The sequence below is a fragment of the Streptomyces sp. NPDC001852 genome (genome assembly GCF_042891825.1).
GTDB lineage: Bacteria > Actinomycetota > Actinomycetes > Streptomycetales > Streptomycetaceae > Streptomyces.
On record NZ_JBIATN010000031.1, the window covers coordinates 1 to 16661 of the forward strand.

General features: G+C 71.4%; 15 protein-coding genes and 1 pseudogene. 12 read left to right on the forward strand and 4 right to left on the reverse strand.

Translation table 11 applies throughout. From position 1 onward, the window contains the following. Positions 1 to 245: 245 nt before the first annotated feature. The gene (locus ACFYZB_RS37335; RefSeq protein WP_388766057.1) at positions 246 to 1424 is read right to left on the reverse strand and encodes a PP2C family protein-serine/threonine phosphatase; all 1179 of its coding nucleotides are present in this window, start codon (positions 1422 to 1424) and stop codon (positions 246 to 248) included. 187 nt (positions 1425 to 1611) lie between these two features. Here ACFYZB_RS37335 and ACFYZB_RS37340 point away from each other — a divergent pair, with 187 nt between their 5' ends. Then, positions 1612 to 2853 (forward strand): GNAT family N-acetyltransferase, encoded by a 1242-nt coding sequence (locus ACFYZB_RS37340; protein ID WP_388766059.1) that lies wholly within the window; start codon positions 1612 to 1614, stop codon positions 2851 to 2853. Positions 2854 to 2938: 85 nt separating this feature from the next. Here ACFYZB_RS37340 and ACFYZB_RS37345 read toward each other — a convergent pair whose 3' ends face one another. Further along, on the reverse strand, positions 2939 to 4363 hold the full coding sequence (locus ACFYZB_RS37345) for an amino acid permease (RefSeq protein WP_351212850.1): 1425 nt from the start codon (positions 4361 to 4363) through the stop codon (positions 2939 to 2941). 237 nt (positions 4364 to 4600) lie between these two features. Between ACFYZB_RS37345 and ACFYZB_RS37350 the strand changes: the two genes are divergently transcribed. From ACFYZB_RS37350 to ACFYZB_RS37360, 3 genes and pseudogenes are all read left to right on the forward strand, one after another. Further along, entirely contained in the window at positions 4601 to 5086 is a 486-nt protein-coding gene (locus ACFYZB_RS37350; protein ID WP_388766061.1) for a ribose-5-phosphate isomerase, read from the forward strand. A 106-nt stretch (positions 5087 to 5192) separates the two neighbouring features. Further along, on the forward strand, positions 5193 to 6002 hold the full coding sequence (locus ACFYZB_RS37355; protein WP_351212854.1) for a DNA-formamidopyrimidine glycosylase family protein: 810 nt from the start codon (positions 5193 to 5195) through the stop codon (positions 6000 to 6002). Between the two features lie 4 nt (positions 6003 to 6006). Next, positions 6007 to 6321 (forward strand): annotated as a pseudogene (locus ACFYZB_RS37360) (BBE domain-containing protein); the annotation flags it as partial. Between the two features lie 4 nt (positions 6322 to 6325). Here ACFYZB_RS37360 and ACFYZB_RS37365 read toward each other — a convergent pair. Further along, the gene (locus ACFYZB_RS37365; protein ID WP_388766062.1) at positions 6326 to 6946 is read right to left on the reverse strand and encodes a biotin transporter BioY; all 621 of its coding nucleotides are present in this window, start codon (positions 6944 to 6946) and stop codon (positions 6326 to 6328) included. 444 nt (positions 6947 to 7390) lie between these two features. Between ACFYZB_RS37365 and ACFYZB_RS37370 the strand changes: the two genes are divergently transcribed. The 8 genes from ACFYZB_RS37370 (at position 7391) to ACFYZB_RS37405 (ending at position 15935) form a co-directional block, all read left to right on the forward strand. Further along, positions 7391 to 8590, forward strand: a complete 1200-nt coding sequence (locus tag ACFYZB_RS37370) for an ROK family protein (RefSeq protein WP_388766064.1) — start codon at positions 7391 to 7393, stop codon at positions 8588 to 8590. 205 nt (positions 8591 to 8795) lie between these two features. Beyond that, positions 8796 to 9839, forward strand: coding sequence for an ABC transporter substrate-binding protein (locus ACFYZB_RS37375; RefSeq protein ID WP_388766067.1), 1044 nt, complete (start codon positions 8796 to 8798; stop codon positions 9837 to 9839). After that, the gene (locus tag ACFYZB_RS37380; RefSeq protein WP_388766069.1) at positions 9836 to 10684 is read left to right on the forward strand and encodes an ABC transporter permease; all 849 of its coding nucleotides are present in this window, start codon (positions 9836 to 9838) and stop codon (positions 10682 to 10684) included. The genes ACFYZB_RS37375 and ACFYZB_RS37380 overlap by 4 nt, the downstream gene beginning before the upstream one ends. Further along, positions 10660 to 11394, forward strand: coding sequence for an ABC transporter ATP-binding protein (locus ACFYZB_RS37385; RefSeq protein ID WP_388766070.1), 735 nt, complete (start codon positions 10660 to 10662; stop codon positions 11392 to 11394). The genes ACFYZB_RS37380 and ACFYZB_RS37385 overlap by 25 nt, the downstream gene beginning before the upstream one ends. Further along, complete coding sequence (locus ACFYZB_RS37390) at positions 11391 to 12746, forward strand: LLM class flavin-dependent oxidoreductase (RefSeq protein ID WP_388766071.1); 1356 nt, start codon at positions 11391 to 11393, stop codon at positions 12744 to 12746. Before ACFYZB_RS37385 ends, ACFYZB_RS37390 begins: the two co-directional genes overlap by 4 nt. Before the next feature lie 12 nt (positions 12747 to 12758). Then, positions 12759 to 13655: a TauD/TfdA dioxygenase family protein gene (locus ACFYZB_RS37395; protein ID WP_388766073.1), complete on the forward strand. Its 897-nt coding sequence runs from the start codon at positions 12759 to 12761 to the stop codon at positions 13653 to 13655. Positions 13656 to 13780: 125 nt separating this feature from the next. Beyond that, complete coding sequence (locus tag ACFYZB_RS37400) at positions 13781 to 15166, forward strand: amino acid permease (RefSeq protein WP_388766074.1); 1386 nt, start codon at positions 13781 to 13783, stop codon at positions 15164 to 15166. Between the two features lie 121 nt (positions 15167 to 15287). After that, positions 15288 to 15935, forward strand: a complete 648-nt coding sequence (locus ACFYZB_RS37405) for a superoxide dismutase (protein WP_388766076.1) — start codon at positions 15288 to 15290, stop codon at positions 15933 to 15935. A 96-nt stretch (positions 15936 to 16031) separates the two neighbouring features. On the opposite strand, the gene ACFYZB_RS37410 is transcribed toward ACFYZB_RS37405, so the two are convergent. After that, positions 16032 to 16649 carry a histidine phosphatase family protein gene (locus tag ACFYZB_RS37410; RefSeq protein ID WP_388766078.1) on the reverse strand — a complete coding sequence of 206 codons (618 nt, stop codon included), beginning with the start codon at positions 16647 to 16649 and terminating at the stop codon, positions 16032 to 16034. Positions 16650 to 16661 lie beyond the last annotated feature (12 nt).

Here is a 16661-nt window from a genome sequence, read left to right on the forward strand (position 1 = left end):
ATCAACGTCCCCAGATCCTGACTCGAACCCCGCGAATCACGCATCAACGTCGACAGCGTCTGCGCACCCATGTCGAACTTCATCTGGCCTCCCCCGTACGGGCTCACGCGGCATGCACCGCTCGTGTCACATACGGAAGCATCTCTATCAACTCTCAAACGGCCGGGGCAATCCAGGGCCCGCACCGTCACAAAGTCAGCAAACATCCGTGACCAAAGCTTGGCGAAGGGCCGCCCCCGGTGGCGTCAGTGTGCCGCCGGCGCCGTCGACCACTCTCGGCAGATCAGGAGCAGGGCCCGGTCGTCGTTGACGTCCTTCGCGACCGCTTCGATGAGGTGCCAGGCGGCGCCGTGGAAGCCGCCGGCGACATAGCGGTCGGCCTCGCCGGTGAGCCGGTCGATGCCCTCGACGATGTCGCGGTCCGAGGTTTCCACCAGGCCGTCGGTGAACAGCATCAACACGTCACCGGGACGCAGCGAGCCCTTCACGGAGTCGAACTGGGCGCCGTCGTACACACCGAGGAGCGGGCCCTCGGCGGCCTTCTCCTCCCAGCGTCCGCTGCCCGCGCTCAGCTGCAGCCCCGGCGGATGCCCGGCGGAGTACAGCTCGTAGTCGCCGGAGTCGAGGTCCAGGACGAGGTGGATGGAGGTGGCGAAGCCCTCGTCCCAGTCCTGGCGGAGGAGGTAGCCGTTCGCGGCCGGGAGGAAGGCGTGCGGCGGGAGGGAGCCCAGGAGGCCGCCGAAGGCCCCCGACAGCAGCAGGGCGCGCGATCCCGCGTCCATGCCCTTGCCGGACACGTCGGTGAGCACGACCTCCAGCGTGCGGCCGCCGTTCGTGCGGGCCGCGACGACGAAGTCACCGGAGAAGGACTGTCCGCCGGCCGGCCGCAGCGCCATCTCGTGGTGCCAGCCCTGCGGCAGCTTCGGCAGCTTGCTCTGCACCCGGATCCGCTCGCGCAGGTCGAACAGCATGGTGCCGCCGCGCCGCCACGGCACGCCGACCCGGCTGCGGAACTGGGCCGTGAGCAGGCCGAAGAAACCGCACGCGGCCACGACCAGGACCACGCCCGGGGTGACCCGCGACGGTCCCTCGGTGTACGGGCCGAGCCGTACCGACTCCACGATCAGCGCGGTGGCCCCGGCCGCGTACAGGCCGAGCAGGCTCGCCGGGCGCAGCAGCAGGCCGCCGGCGACGATCGGCAGCACCAGGGTGGCCGGGGAGCACCACACCGAGTCGACCAGGGTCATGCCCATGAGGGCGGGGATGGCCAGCAGCAGCCCGGCGAACGCGATCCAGTCGGAGCCGTCGCCGCGGAAGTAGTCCACGGCGCTTCTGCGCAGGCCGGTACGGACCCGGTGCCACTGCATCCTGCACCGGGCCGTGAACGTCTCGGCCTTCGCGCGCCGCTCTCGTCCTGCTGCCATTAGTTCGGGACCCTATCCATCGGACCGGCTGCTTGGCACGGGAGGTCCCACTTGTCCCCCGTGCGAGGTTCGACTTCGCGGTTCGACTTCGCGTTGGTCCTCACAGTGAACGGCACGCGGGGCCTGCGCGCCTCCGTCCGGGAGAAATTCGCTCGCTCGCCCCGCGCCGCGCTGGTAGGCATGGCCCATGGGGACTGACCGGGGAACCGAGTTGAAGGTACTGCGCGAGTCCGACTGGGACCGGTGGTACGACGTCCTGTACCGCGCCTTCGGCGCCTCGGCGGCGCCGGCCGAGGAGCGCGAACTGGACAGATCCCTGACCGAGTTCGACCGTTCCCTGGCTGCCTGGGACGGGGACGAGATCGTCGGTACGACGGGGGCGTTCAGCTTCCGGATGACCGTGCCGGGCGGGGCCGCGGTCCCGGCGGCCGGCGTGACCATGGTGAGCGTGGCGGCCACCCACCGGCGGCGCGGGGTGCTGACCTCGATGATGCGCCGGCAGCTGGACGACGTACGGGCGCTGGGCGAGCCGATCGCGGTGCTGACCGCGTCCGAGCCCGCGATCTACGGCCGCTTCGGGTACGGCGCGGCCACCTTCCGTACGAGTGCCGAGATCGACACGGGCCGGGTGACGCTGTCCCTGCCGCCCGGGGTCGAGGGCGTACGGGTGCGTTATGCGGCGCCCGCCGACGTCCTGGGCGCCTGCGAGGCGGTCTACGCGGCGCTGGTGCCGCTGCGGCCGGGGATGCTGGCCCGGCAACCGGGCTGGGAGCGGGCCGGTCTCCTCGACCCCGAGAGCGAGCGGGGCGGGGCGTCGGCGCTGCAGTGCGCGGTCGCCGAGCGGGACGGCGAGGTGACGGGTTACGTCCGCTTCCGCACCAAGATGGGCTGGGGCGAGAGCGGCCACGACGGCACGGTGCACCTGAAGGACCTGGCCGCGCTCGACCCCGTCACCGAGGCGGCGCTGTGGCGGTTCCTGTTCGGCATCGACCTGATGACGACCCTGTCGGTGGGGTCGCGGCCCGTCGACGACGCCTGGCGGTACCTGGTCTCGGACACCCGCCGCTGCCGGCCGCGCCTGAGGGACGACGCGTACGTCCGTCTCGTCGACGTCGGTGCGGCGCTGTCGGCGCGTACGTATCAGGCGCCGGTCGATGTGGTGCTGGAGGTGGCGGACGCCTTCTGCCCGTGGAACGCGGGGCGTTGGCGGCTGACGGGCGACGCCAAGGGCGCGTCCTGCGAGCGCACGTCCGACGCCGCCGACCTCTCCCTGTCCGTACGGGAGCTCGGCGCGTCCTTTCTCGGCGGCGTGACGCTGCTGTCGCTCGCGGCGGCCGGGCGGGTGCGGGAGCTGCGGCCGGGGGCACTGACGGAGGCGTCGGTGGCCTTCGGCTCACCGGTGGCCCCGTGGCTGCCGCACGGCTTCTGAGAAGGCCTGAAGGCACCTGCAGCGACCACGGCACGGTGAAGGGGGCCTTCACCGTGCCGTGGTCGCTGGAAGAGGAGGGGACGGATCAGCCGACGGACACCTTGTCGGCCGGGGCCTCGACGGCGGGGTCCGTGCGACGGCCGGCGACCTTCTCCTTGATCAGGGCGGTGGCGACCACGAGCGCCGCCACCAGCACCGACAGCAGCACCGTCGTACGACCGCTGCTCTCGCCCTTGGTGTCCGTGAGCATGTAGCCGAGGACGCCGATGATGAAGAGGGCCGTCGCCCAGGTCAGGTACGGGTAGAGCCACATCCTGACGACGAGCTTCTCCGGCGCCTCCCGCTGGATGATCTTCCGCATCCGCAGCTGCGAGAAGCAGATGACCAGCCACACGAACAGGGCGACCGCGCCGCTGGAGTTGACCAGGAAGAGGAAGACGGTGTCCGGGTAGGCGTAGTTGAAGAACACCGCCACGAAGCCGAAGACGACCGAGGCCAGGATCGCCGCCATCGGCACACCGCGGGAGGTGGTGCGGGCGAACGCCTTCGGGGCGTCACCGCGCTGGCCGAGCGAGAACGCCATGCGGGAGGCCGTGTACAGGCCGGAGTTGAGGCAGGACAGCACCGAGGTCAGGATGATGACGTTCATGATCTGACCGGCGTTGGGGATGCCGAGCGAGTTCAGCGCGGCGACGTAGGAGCCCTGCTTGGCGATGGACGGGTCGTTCCACGGCAGCAGCGAGACCACGACCAGGATCGAGCCCAGGTAGAAGACGCCGATACGCCAGATGATGCTGTTGGTGGACTTGGTGACCGCGCGCTGCGGGTCCTCCGACTCGCCGGCCGCGAGGGTGGCGATCTCGCTGCCCATGAAGGAGAAGACGACCAGCAGCACACCGGTGAGGATGGTGCCGGGCCCGTGCGGCAGGAAACCGCCGTGGCTCGTCAGGTTGCCGAAGGACGCCTTGTCGGCGTGCACCCCCGGAAGCACGCCGAAGATGGCCAGCACGCCGATGGCGATGAACGCGCCGATCGCCACGACCTTGATGCCGGCGAACCAGAACTCGAACTCGCCGTAGGAGCCGACGGAGACCAGGTTGGTCGCGGTCAGCACGGTCATCACGATAAGCGCCCAGCCCCACTGCGGCACGGCCGGGACCCAGCCCGAGAGGATCTTGGCGCCCGCGGTGGCCTCGACGGCCAGCACGACGACCCAGAAGAACCAGTAGAGCCAGCCGATGGAGAACCCGGCCCAGCGGCCGAGGGCACGGTCGGCGTGCGCGGAGAAGGAGCCGGAGGTGGGGTTGGCGGCGGACATCTCGCCGAGCATCCGCATCACGAGGACGACGAGGGTGCCGACGAGCGCGTAGGACAGAAGGATGCCCGGTCCCGCGGTGGCGATACCGGAACTGGAACCGACGAAGAGGCCGGCTCCGATGACACCACCGATCGCGATCATCGTCAGGTGGCGGTTCTTGAGTCCTGCTTGAAGGCCCGAACCAGGGGTCATGGAGGGGTTTCCTTTACACCAGGCGGAGCATCTCGCACGAGCGGTGTACGAGTCGGTCCAGTGAATCCGAGGCGAACGGATTCGGGAACCTCTGAATCCGTATCGTTACTTGAGGTTCCCTTGAGGTTCTATGGTCCTGCTCACGTTTTCCGAGGCCTGGTGAGGTAATTCCTCGGAGCCCGGCGGCGGCCGCCACCCGAGGCTGCTGCCCTCCATGGGGCGTGTCACACTCATGGCATGCGCGTGTATCTCGGCTCCGACCATGCTGGCTACGAACTCAAGAACCACCTCGTCGAGTGGCTCAAGGCGGCGGGTCACGAGCCCGTCGACTGCGGGCCGCACATCTACGACGCCCAGGACGACTACCCGCCCTTCTGCCTCCGCGCCGCGGAGCGTACGGCGGCGGACGCCGACGCCCTCGGCATCGTGATCGGCGGCTCGGGCAACGGTGAGCAGATCGCCGCGAACAAGGTGAAGGGCGTGCGGGCGGCGCTGGCCTGGAGCGAGGAGACGGCGGCGCTCGGCCGGCAGCACAACAACGCCAACGTGGTCTCGGTGGGTGCGCGCATGCACAGCACGGAGGAGGCGACGAAGTTCGTCGAGGTCTTCCTCAACACGCCGTTCTCCGGTGACGAGCGTCACATCCGGCGGATCGACATGCTGGCGGTGTACGAGACGACGGGCGACCTGCCCCCGATCCCGGCCCACCACCCGCAGGCCTAGGCCCTGTCGGCCTGGAGCCCGACGCACGCGGCCGAAAGGGCGTCCCTGGGGGCTCGGCCCCCAGGCACCCCGGTCCTGGCGAGGAAGAAGGAAAGGACACCCCGCCGTGCCGGAAGGGCACACCATTCATCGGCTGGCCCGGGACTACGCCGAGCGCTTCCACGGCACGGCGCCCCGCGTCAGCAGTCCGCAGGGCAAGTTCTCCGACGCCGCGGCCCTTCTGGACCGAGCCCCGCTGACGGCCACCGAGGCCCACGGCAAGCACCTCTTCCTCCGCTTCCGGGGCACCGACTGGGTCCACATCCACCTCGGCCTGTTCGGCAAGGTCACCTTCGGCGACGCCCCCGCACCCCCGCCGACCGACACCGTCCGGCTCCGGCTCGCGAACGACACGGCGTACGTCGACCTCCGCGGCCCCACCACCTGCCGACTGATCACCGGCTCCGAGAAGCGGGCCGTGCACGACCGCCTCGGCCCCGACCCGCTCCGCGAGGACGCCGACCCGGACGCGGCGTACCGCAGGGTCTCCCGCAGCCGTACGACGATCGCCGCGCTGCTCATGGACCAGAAGATCGTCGCCGGCGTCGGCAACGTCTACCGCGCCGAGGTGCTGTTCCGGCACGGCATCGACCCGTACCGCGCGGGCCGGGACATCACCCCGGCCGAATGGGGCGCCCTGTGGGCCGACCTCGTCGAGCTGATGCACGAGGGGGTCCGGAACAACCGGATCGACACCGTCCGGCCCGAGCACACCCCGGAGGCCATGGGCCGGCCACCCCGCGTGGACGACCACGGCGGCGAGGTGTACGTCTACCGCCGCGCCACCCTGCCCTGCCACATCTGCGGCGACGAGATCCGCACCGCCGGCCTCGCCGCCCGCAATCTCTTCTGGTGCCCCACCTGCCAGCAGCCGTGACCGGATGTGCGTGGTGCAGATCAATCACCTGGGCGGCGCGCTCGGCCGCCCTCGGCCGAACGCGGTGCCGTACCGCGAAGGGCGGTTCCTGGTGCGGCTGCTGACGGTCCGCGAGCGGGCGCGGGCGCGGGCCCTGCTCGACCCGGCGTTCGCGCTGCCGGCCGGGGACACCCTCGGACGGTCCCTCGACTTCGCCTTCGGGGCCGGGGACAGGAACGCCGGGTTGTACGACCCGGAGACGCGAAAGAGGCTCGCCCGGGTCAAGGAGACGTACGACCCGGCGAACCACTTCCGCAGGAACTACGGCGTCGGCGCGTGAGGGCTCAGCGCTTGCCGGCGAACTTCCAGGCGGTGGGCAGCGCGCCCATCGCCAGGGCCGCCTTGAGGGCGTCCCCGATCAGGAACGGGGTGAGGCCGGACGCGACGGCCTGGGACAGGGAGAGGTGGGCCGCGAGGGCCAGGTAGGGGACGCCCACGGCGTAGATGATCGCCTCGCCGAGGATCACCGTGCCCGCCATGCGCAGCGGCGATCGGTCGGCGCCGCGCCGGGCCAGCGCGCCGACGGCCGCCGAGGCGAGCAGCATGCCGAGGATGTAGCCGAAGGTGACCGAGGCCGCGCCGGAGGAGCCGTCCGCGAACCACGGCACGCCCACGACACCGGCGAGCGCGTACAGGGCGAGGGAGAGGAAGCCGCGGCGGGCGCCGAGCGCGGTGCCGACGAGCAGGGCGGCGAAGGTCTGGCCGGTCACCGGCACCGGGGAGTGGGGCACCGGGATCGCCACCTGGGCCGCGAGGCCGGTGAGCACGGCGCCGCCGACGACGAGGGCCGCGTCGCGGACGCGGGTGGGGGCACCGCCCAGCTCGAGCGAAGCCGAGAGCCTGGGGGAGGGCAGCAGATCGGCGAGGACTGCGCCGGGGTGAGCGGTGGCGGTGGCGGTGCTCATGGGGACTCCGCGGGTGAGTGGGCAGGTGGGAACACGGTGACGCTATACCGCGCCGCTCGCGGCGATCACCGTCTCCGGTCGACAAAGGCTTGAGCGGGGCATTGGTGGGCTCCGCACAAAGGATGTGGGTTACACCGGGTTCGGCGTGATACCGGTCACTGAGGTGGAGTGGCCTGCGGTACCTGGGCGCCGGGCGGCGCCTCTGTGGACTCCCGCCAAAGCCCCGTGGGGCCCGTCTCGCCCGTCGGTCGCCGTCTGGGCAGCGCCGGGGCGTTTTGCTAGCTTCGAGCGCATGGTTGCCCAGGCCCGGTACCTCACCTCGCGTCGCTATGTCGACCTGCGACGCCAGGGCACGGCCACCTGTCGCCGCCCGGGGTAGGGGCGAGCGCTCGGCACGCCCCTCCTTCCGAGACGTGTCGGCCCGTTGCCTCCAGGACGGTTCCCATGCCCCGTACCGCGGTGTCCACCCTCGACTCGCCCGTTCCGCGGGCCGCCGACAGCGACCGGCGGCGCACCAGCGCCAGTGTCGTGCTCCGGTCCGTGCTGGAGCACGGGCCGGTGGCGCGCAGCACCGTCGCCCGGCTGACCGGCCTGTCGCCCGCGTCGGTGACCGAACACTGCGCCCGGCTCACCGAGCTCGGCCTGATCCGCGAGTCCGCCGCGCCCCGTCGCTCGAACGGGGTCGGCAGACCGCACGTCCCCGTCGACCTGGACGACACGGGGTTCGTCGTCGCCGGGGTGCATGTGGCCGTGCCGTACACGACGGTCGCGCTGCTGGATCTGCGCGGCCGGGTGGTGGCCCGGCGCGAGCTGAAGCACGAACGCACCGATCCCGGCTGGGTGCTGGCGCGAGCCGCCGAGGGACTCGCGGCGCTGCTCGCCGAGGTGCCGGGCCGGCGGCCGCTGGGGGCCGGGGTGGCCGTCGGCGGCTGGGTGGACCGGGAGACCGGCACCGTGGTCGAGCACGAGCTGCTGGGCTGGCGCGAGGTGCCGGTGCGGGAGCTGCTCGGCGCCCGCACCGGGCTGCCGGTCCATGTGGACGGGCACGCACGGGCGTTGGTGCACGGGGAGCGGCTGTTCGGGCGGGCCCGGGGCGCCCGGAGCGTGCTGCACCTGTTCGTGGGCAATGTGGTCGACGCGGCCTTCGCCACCAACGACGAGGTGCACCACGGGCCGCGTTCGGCGGCCGGGGCGATCGCGCATCTGCCGGTGCCGGGCGGCAGCGAGCCCTGCCCGTGCGGCCGTACCGGCTGCCTGCAGGTGGAGCTGAGCGAGCGGACGCTCAGCCGGCGGGCCCGGGAGGCCGGGGTGATCGACTCGGCGAACCCGATGCATGTGGTGGCCGCGGCGGCGGGCGGGGACGCGGTGGCGCGGCGGCTGCTGGTGGAGCGGGCCCGGGCGACCGGGCGGGCGGCCGGGCTGCTGCTGGACGTGCTCAATCCGGAGACGGTCGTGGTGACCGAGGTCGGGACCCTCCACTTCGAGGACTGCCTGGGCGCGCTCCGCGAGGCGGCCGGAATTCGCCGTGCGGCGGCCGTGCTGCCGACGAGTTTCCCGGATTCCGTGCTGGCGGTGGCGGGCGGCTCGGTGGTTCTCGACGTGCTGTTCCGGGATCCACTGGGCCTGTCACCTGAGGGTATTTAATTCAGAAACTCGGAATGTTGACAGGGATCGCCGAGAGGCAGGAACATCCTGGTCATGAGCCCGCTTACCAGCTGTCGCACCCTTTGTTGCTGACACATTGCCGCGCGTGAAGCGCGTGTTTCCGGCTCCTTGCGCTCTTTTTCCTCCGGCTTCTCGCTCCGGAATTCCGCCTGTCTTTCCCCTCCTTTCCCTGGGGTGTTCTCTCATGCACCGTCGTGTCTTTCTCACCTCCCTGCTGGGCGCGTCCGCCGCCGCCGTGGGCCTGAGCGGCTGCGCCAAGGGCGACGCGTCCGCCGACACCGGTGGCGCCGCCACCAAGCCGCTCGCCGACAAGGTGCCGGCCGGCACCAGCCTGAAGATCGCCTCCTACCAGGGCCAGCAGCAGCTGCAGTTCCGGCTGGCGAAGCTGCCCGCGCTGCCGTTCACCGTGTCGAACTGGCTGAACATCGGGGCGGGCCCGGATGTCATCAACGCCTTCCGCGCGGGGTCCCTGGACCTGGCCAACAATGCGGGCATCCCGCCGATCCAGGCGCACTACCAGGGCTTCGGCGCCAGGATCGTGGCGATCGACCTCACCCGCAAGCCCAACTACCTCTTCGCCACCAAGCCCGGCAGCGACATCCACACCGTCGCCGACTTCAAGGGCAAGCGGCTCGCGTTCTCCCAGGGCCAGGCGCAGGGTGTCGTCCTGCTGCGGGCGCTGAAGCAGGCGGGCCTGAAGTACGACCAGGTGAAGCTGGTCCCACTGACCAGCAACCAGTTCCTCACCGCCCTGCAGTCCGGCCAGGTCGACGTGGCCCCGCTCGCCATCAGCCAGGCGCCCGCCTATCTGCAGCAGTACGAGGCGAAGGGCGCCCGGACCATCCCCACCGATGTCGTCGACCTGCTCAACCTGCTGTGGGCCCCGCAGTCCGTGCTGAACGACCCGGCGAAGGCCGCCGCGATCGCCGCGTACATCCCGCAGTGGGCCAAGGGCCAGGTGTGGCAGTACGAGCACCCTCAGGTGTGGGACGAGGAGTTCTACGTCAAGACGCAGAACCTGACCCTGCAGCAGGCGCAGGGCATCTCCAGGCTCGCCAACAAGCCGCTGTTCCCGGCCAGTTGGGCCGAAGCGATCAAGTGGGAGCAGGAGACGGCCGACCTGCTCGCCGAGGGCGGGTTCGTGAAGAAGTTCGACGTCGGCTCGCTCTTCGACCACCGCTTCGAGTCGATCGCCGCCAGGGCCGTACCCGAGGAGTACCGGAAATGACCGCGCTGACCACGACGACGACCGCCGTCGCGGCGGCGGAGGCCGGGGAGCTCCCCCAGGTCCGCCGGCGCCGACGGCTCTCCCCCGGCCGCCGGCTGCCCGCCGCCCGGCTGATCGGCCCCCTCATCGTCCTCGCCCTGTGGGCCGCCGCCTCCGCCGCCGGGACGCTCGACACCGGTGCCGTACCGGCGCCCTGGACGGTGGTGAGGACCGCCGGTCACCTGTGGACCGACGGCACCCTGTCCACGGACGTCCTGACCTCGCTGACACGCGCCGGGTACGGCTTCGCGATCGGCCTGGCCGCGGGGGTGCTGCTCGCCCTCGCCGCCGGGCTGAGCCGCACCGGCGAGGCGCTGATCGACGGGACCGTGCAGCTCAACCGGGCGATCCCGACGCTCGGCCTGATCCCGCTGTTCATCCTCTGGCTGGGCATCGGCGAGACCTTCAAGGTCGCCATCATCGCGATCGTCGTCTACATCCCGATCTACCTGAACACGCACGCCGCGCTGTCCGGCATCGACAGCCGGTACGTCGAACTCGCCGAGGTGCAGGGCCTGTCCCGGCTCGCCTTCGTCCGCCAGGTGGTGATCCCCGGCGCGCTGCCCGGATTCTTCGTGGGACTCCGGCTCGGTGTGACCGGCTCCTGGCTGGGCCTGGTGGTGCTGGAGCAGATCAACGCCACGTCCGGGCTCGGCTACATGATGTTCCAGGCGCAGAACTACGGCCAGACCGACGTGATCCTGGTGGGTCTGCTGATCTACGGCGTCTTCGGCCTGGTCTCCGACAGCGTGGTCCGTCTCGTCGAACGGAGGGTGCTGTCGTGGCGCCGCACACTGAGCAACTGACCCGCCCGGCCGTCCGGCTCCAGGGCCTGACCCGGTCCTTCGAGGGCCGTACGGTCCTCGACGGCATCGACCTCGACCTGCCCGCCGGCCAGTTCACGGCCCTGCTCGGGCACAGCGGCTCGGGCAAGTCCACGCTGCTGCGGGCGGTGGCGGGGCTGGACCACGGGGTCGCGGGCGACGGCAGGCTCACCGCCCCCGAGCGGGTCTCGGTCGTCTTCCAGGACTCCCGGCTGCTGCCCTGGCGCCGGGTGCTGGACAACGTCCTGCTGGGCCTGGACGGCAAGGACGCCGAGGAGCGCGGCCGGGCCGCCCTCGCCGAGGTCGGGCTGAAGGGCCGCGAGCGGGCCTGGCCGGGCGAGCTGTCCGGCGGCGAGGCCCAGCGGGCCGCGCTCGCCCGCTCCCTGGTCCGCGAGCCCGAACTCCTGCTGGCCGACGAGCCGTTCGGCGCGCTGGACGCGCTCACCCGGATCAAGATGCACAACCTGCTGCGCGACCTGTGGCAACGCCACCGCCCGTCGGTGCTCCTGGTCACCCACGACGTGGACGAGGCAATCGTGCTCGCCGACCGCGTCCTCGTCCTGGACCAGGGCCGCATCGGTCTCGACCTGACCATCGACCACCCCCACCCGCGCTCCTACCGCGAGCCGGTCCTGGGCGAGTACCGCGAACGACTGCTGGGCGCACTGGGCGTCACGGAGGACCACCGGTGACACGGGAAAAGACACAGAGAAGACTCCACCTGAACGCGTTCCTCATGAACACCGGCCACCACGAGGCATCGTGGCGGCTCCCGGAGAGCGATCCGTATGCGCATGTCGACCTGCAGCACTACGTCACGCTGGCGCGCATCGCCGAGCGCGGCACGTTCGACTCGCTCTTCCTCGCCGACGGCCCCCAGCTGTGGGGCAACCTCGCCCAGCGGCCGGCCGGCGCCCTGGAACCGCTCACCCTGCTGACCGCGCTGGCGACGGCCACGGAGCACATCGGGCTGATCGCCACCGCGTCCACGTCCTACAACTCGCCCTACAACCTGGCCCGCAAGTTCGCCTCGCTGGACCTCATCAGCGGTGGCCGGGCCGGCTGGAACATCGTCACCACCGCCGGTGCCGAGGCCGCCCGGAACTTCGGGCTGGACGCCGAGCCCGCGCACGCCGAGCGCTACGCCCGCGCGGCCGAGTTCCTCGACGTGGCGCTGAAGCTGTGGGACAGCTGGGAGGACGACGCGATCGTCGCCGACAAGGCGGCCGGCGTCTGGGGCGACGACAGCAAGATCCACCCGCCCCGGCACCGGGGCACGTACTTCAGCGTGGCCGGTGCCCTCAACGTGCCCCGCACACCCCAGGGTTACCCGCTCCTGGTGCAGGCGGGGTCGAGCGAGGACGGCAAGGCCTTCGCCGCCCGGTACGCGGAAGCGGTCTTCACCGCGCAGCAGACCCTCGCCGACGCCCAGGCCTTCTACGCCGACCTCAAGTCCCGCACGGCACGAGCCGGAAGGGACCCCGAGCACATCAAGGTGCTGCCCGGGATCGTGCCCGTCCTCGGCTCGACGGAGGCGGAGGCACGGTCGGCGGAGCAGCTGCTGGAGGACCACATCGTGTACGACCACGGGGTGCGCCGGCTGGAGAGCCTGCTGCAACTCCCGGACGGCGCACTGGAGTTGGATGCCCTGCTGCCCGCCGACCTGCCGCCCGAGTCCGCCGTCGAGGGGGCCAAGAGCCGCTACACGCTCGTGGTCGAGCTGGCCCGGCGGGAGAGCCTCACCGTCCGGCAGCTGATCGCCCGGCTCGGCGGCGGGCGCGGACACCTCACCTTCGCCGGGACCCCCGAGCAGGTCGCCGACCAGATCGAGACCTGGTTCACGCAGGGCGCCGCCGACGGCTTCAACATCATGCCCGCCGTGCTGCCCTCCGGCCTCGACGCGTTCGTCGAGCACGTCGTACCGCTCCTGCGCACCCGCGGCCTGTTCCGCGACGCGTACGGCCCCCGCCAGACCCTCCGGGAGCGCTACGGCCTCCCCCGACCCGCCAACCAGTACCTGAGCCCGGCCCCCGCCCTCGTCTGAAAGGACCCGCACATGTCCCTCGAGATCACCAAGGTCACCGCCCGGATCGGCGCCCGTGTCTCCGGCGTCGACATCACCGCCCCGCTCGCCCCGGAAGAGGTCTCCGCGATCCGCGAGGCCCTGAACGTCCACAAGGCGCTCGTCTTCGACGCGGCCGGCCTGGACGACGCCGGCCAGCAGGCCTTCGCCCGCCACTTCGGCGACCTGACCACCGCGCACCCGACGGTCGGCGCGGTCGACGGTGCCCCGAACGTGCTGCCCGTGGACAGCGAGCGGGGCCGGGCCAACCACTGGCACACCGACGTGACCTTCGTCCTCAACCCGCCGCAGGCCAGCACCCTGCGTTCGATCACCGTCCCGCCGTACGGCGGCGAGACCCTGATCGCCAACGCGGCCGCCGCCTACCGCGACCTGCCCGAGCCGCTGCGCCGCCTCGCCGACACCCTGTGGGCCGAGCACACCAACGACTACGACTACGCCGTACCGGAGGAGGAGATCGACGAGGAGAAGGCCGCCCAGCGCGCCCAGTTCACCTCGATCACCTACCGCACCGCCCACCCGGTGGTCCGGGTGCACCCGCTGACCGGGGAGCGCGGGCTGTTCATCGGCGGGTTCGCGCAGCGGATCGTCGGCCTGTCCGTCGGCGAGTCCCGCAGGATCCTGGACCTGTTCCAGGCGTACGTCACCCGTCCGGAGAACATCCTGCGCCACCGCTGGGCGGAGAACGAGCTGGTGCTCTTCGACAACCGGATCACCCAGCACTACGCCATCGACAACTACGACGGGCGGCCCCGTCGGCTGCACCGGGTGACCGTCGCCGGTGACGTCCCGGTCGGCATCGAGGGCAAGGAGAGCTACTCGATCGAGGGCGACGCCTCGCACTACACGCCGGTGCTCGCGGCGGCGTGACCGTCCGGACACCCTCCGTACGGCGGGTGTCCGGATACTGGGCGGCTCCTTCGCGTCAGCGGACGGGCCGCCCAGACTGGCGGGGTTTTTGCCCGCCCATTGCCTTGCCCGGGAGAGCCGCGCCCATGCCCAGCAGCACGACCACAGAGACGCCGCCACAACAACAGGACGGCGCCTCCCTCTCCCACGGCCTCAAGCAGCGCCATCTGTCGATGATCGCCCTGGGCGGCGTCATCGGCGCGGGTCTGTTCGTCGGCTCCGGCGCGGGCATCGCCGCCGCCGGTCCGTCCATCGTGATCGCGTACACGCTCTCCGGCCTGCTGGTGATGCTGGTGATGCGCATGCTGGGCGAGATGTCCGCCGCCTACCCCTCCTCCGGCTCCTTCTCCGCGCACGCCGAGCGGGCGATCGGCCCCTGGGCGGGCTTCGCCGCCGGCTGGTCGTTCTGGGTGCTGCTGTGCACGGCCGTCGGCCTGGAGGGCATCGGCGCCGCGAAGATCGTCCAGGGCTGGGTGCCGGGCACCCCGCAGTGGATGTGGGTGGCCCTGTTCATGGTGGTGTTCTGCGGGGCGAACCTGGCCGCAGTGAAGAACTTCGGCGAGTTCGAGTTCTGGTTCGCCGCGCTGAAGGTCGGCGCGATCAGCCTGTTCCTGATCCTCGGCGTCCTGGCCATCGCGGGCGTCCTGCCCGGCACCCACTCCCCCGGCGCCGCGCACCTCACCCACTTCCTCCCGCACGGCAGCGAGGGCCTGATCATCGGCCTGCTCGCCTCCGTCTTCTCCTACGGCGGCATGGAGACGGTGACCATCGCGGCCGCCGAGTCCGAGAACCCGGTCAGGGGCGTGGCGTCCGCCGTCCGCACCGCCATGTGGCGCATCGCCCTGTTCTACATCGGCTCGATGGCGGTCGTCGTCACCCTGGTCCCGTGGAACTCCGAGGAGGTCGTGGAGAAGGGCCCCTACGTCGCCACGCTCGACCATCTCGGCATCCCCGGCGCGGGCCGGCTGATGAACGTGGTCGTCCTGGTCGCCCTGCTGTCCGCGATGAACGCCAACATCTACGGCTCCTCGCGCATCGCCTACTCGCTGGTCGAGCGCGGCCAGGGTCCGAAGGCGCTGGTCAGGCTGTCCGGCGGGGTGCCGCGGATCGCGGTCCTCACCTCCTGCGTCGTCGGTTTCGTCTGCGTGCTGCTCAGCTACTGGAGCCCGGACCGCGTCTTCCCGTGGCTGCTGAACATGATCGGCGCGGTCATCCTGGTCGTCTGGATCTTCATCGCCGTCTCCCAGCTGCTGCTGCGCCGCCGTATCGAGCGCGAGGCCCCCGAGAAGCTGGTCGTGCGCATGTGGGCGTTCCCGTGGCTGACCTGGGTCGCGCTGGCCGGCATGGTCGCGATCTTCGTCCTGATGGCCCGCGAGCCGGACACCCGCGTCCAGCTCGGCTCCACCGGCGCCATGACCCTGTTCCTGGCGGTCGTCGGCTACCTCTGGCAGCGGGCCCGCGCCAGGCGCTGACCCCCTTGGTCCGGCAAGGCCCCCACGTGCGACACGTGGGGGCCTTTCTGTTGCCCGGGCACTGTTGTTGCTAGCGTGTAGTTGCAAGCTCTTTGCAATAAGCTTCTCGAGGGGATGACCCATGCCCGTCTACTCGCTGCCCGACCTGCCCTACGACTACTCCGCGCTCGCCCCCGTGATCAGCCCGGAGATCATCGAGCTGCACCACGACAAGCACCACGCGGCCTATGTGAAGGGCGCCAACGACACCCTGGAGCAGCTCGCCGAGGCACGGGACAAGGAGGCGTGGGGCTCGATCAACGGCCTGGAGAAGAACCTGGCCTTCCACCTCTCCGGGCACATCCTGCACAGCATCTACTGGCGGAACATGACCGGCCCGAGGGACGGCGGCGGCGAGCCGCTCGCGGCCGACGGCGTGGGCGAGCTGGCCGACGCGATCAAGGAGTCCTTCGGCTCCTTCGCCGCCTTCAAGACCCAGCTCTCCAAGGCCGCGGCCACCACCCAGGGCTCCGGCTGGGGCGTGCTGGCGTACGAGCCGCTGAGCGGGCGCCTGATCGTGGAGCAGGTCTACGACCACCAGGGCAACGTCGGCCAGGGCGCCACCCCGATCCTGGTCTTCGACGCCTGGGAGCACGCCTTCTACCTCCAGTACCGCAACCAGAAGGTGGACTTCATCGAGGCCATGTGGCAGGTCGTGAACTGGCAGGACGTGGCGCGCCGTCACCAGGCCGCCAGGTCCCGCGCGAACGCGCTCCTGCCGGCCCTCTGAGAACGTCCTGCCTCGTGATCGTCTTCTCACCCTTCACGACGGCAGGCGGATGAACGGAGGACCCCCGCGCGGACGGGACGCGCGGGGGTCCTCCCCTCACTCCGGCCCGCAGGGCACGTTCAGCGACAGCAGCGCGGTGTGTTCACCGTCCACGCGGAGCTCGCTGACCGCCGCGTTGCGCAGGCGCGGGAAGACGCGGCGGTATTCGGCGAGCGGGATGTGCAGGAGCGAGCAGAGCACCAGCCGCAGCAGGGTGTTGTGGGCGACGACCAGGACCCGCCCGCCGGGGTGGGCGGCGGCGATGCGGCGCAGGGCGGCACTCCCGCGACCGGCCGCCGCGCGGGGGTCCTCGGCGCCCGGGAACGGGTGCGCCACCGGGTCCCGGCGGTATGCGTCCGCCGCGCCGGGGTCCTGTGCCGCGAACTCGGCGAGCGTACGGCCCTCCACCACCCCGAAGTCGCATTCGCGCAGGCCGGGTTCGCGGCGCGGGGTGAGACCGAGGGCCCGGCAGGCGGGGTCGGCGGTGAGGATCGCCCGGGACAGCGGCGAGGTCCAGACCGCGTCCACGGGCTGCGCGGCGGCCCATCGTCCCAGCGCCCCGGCCTGGGCGTACCCGGTGGGCGTGAGCGCGACATCGCTGACTCCGGCGTACCGGTTCTCGGCGTGCCAGACGGTCTGTCCGTGGCGGGCGAGGAGCAGGGTGGCGCGGGTCATGGGCAGCAGTAT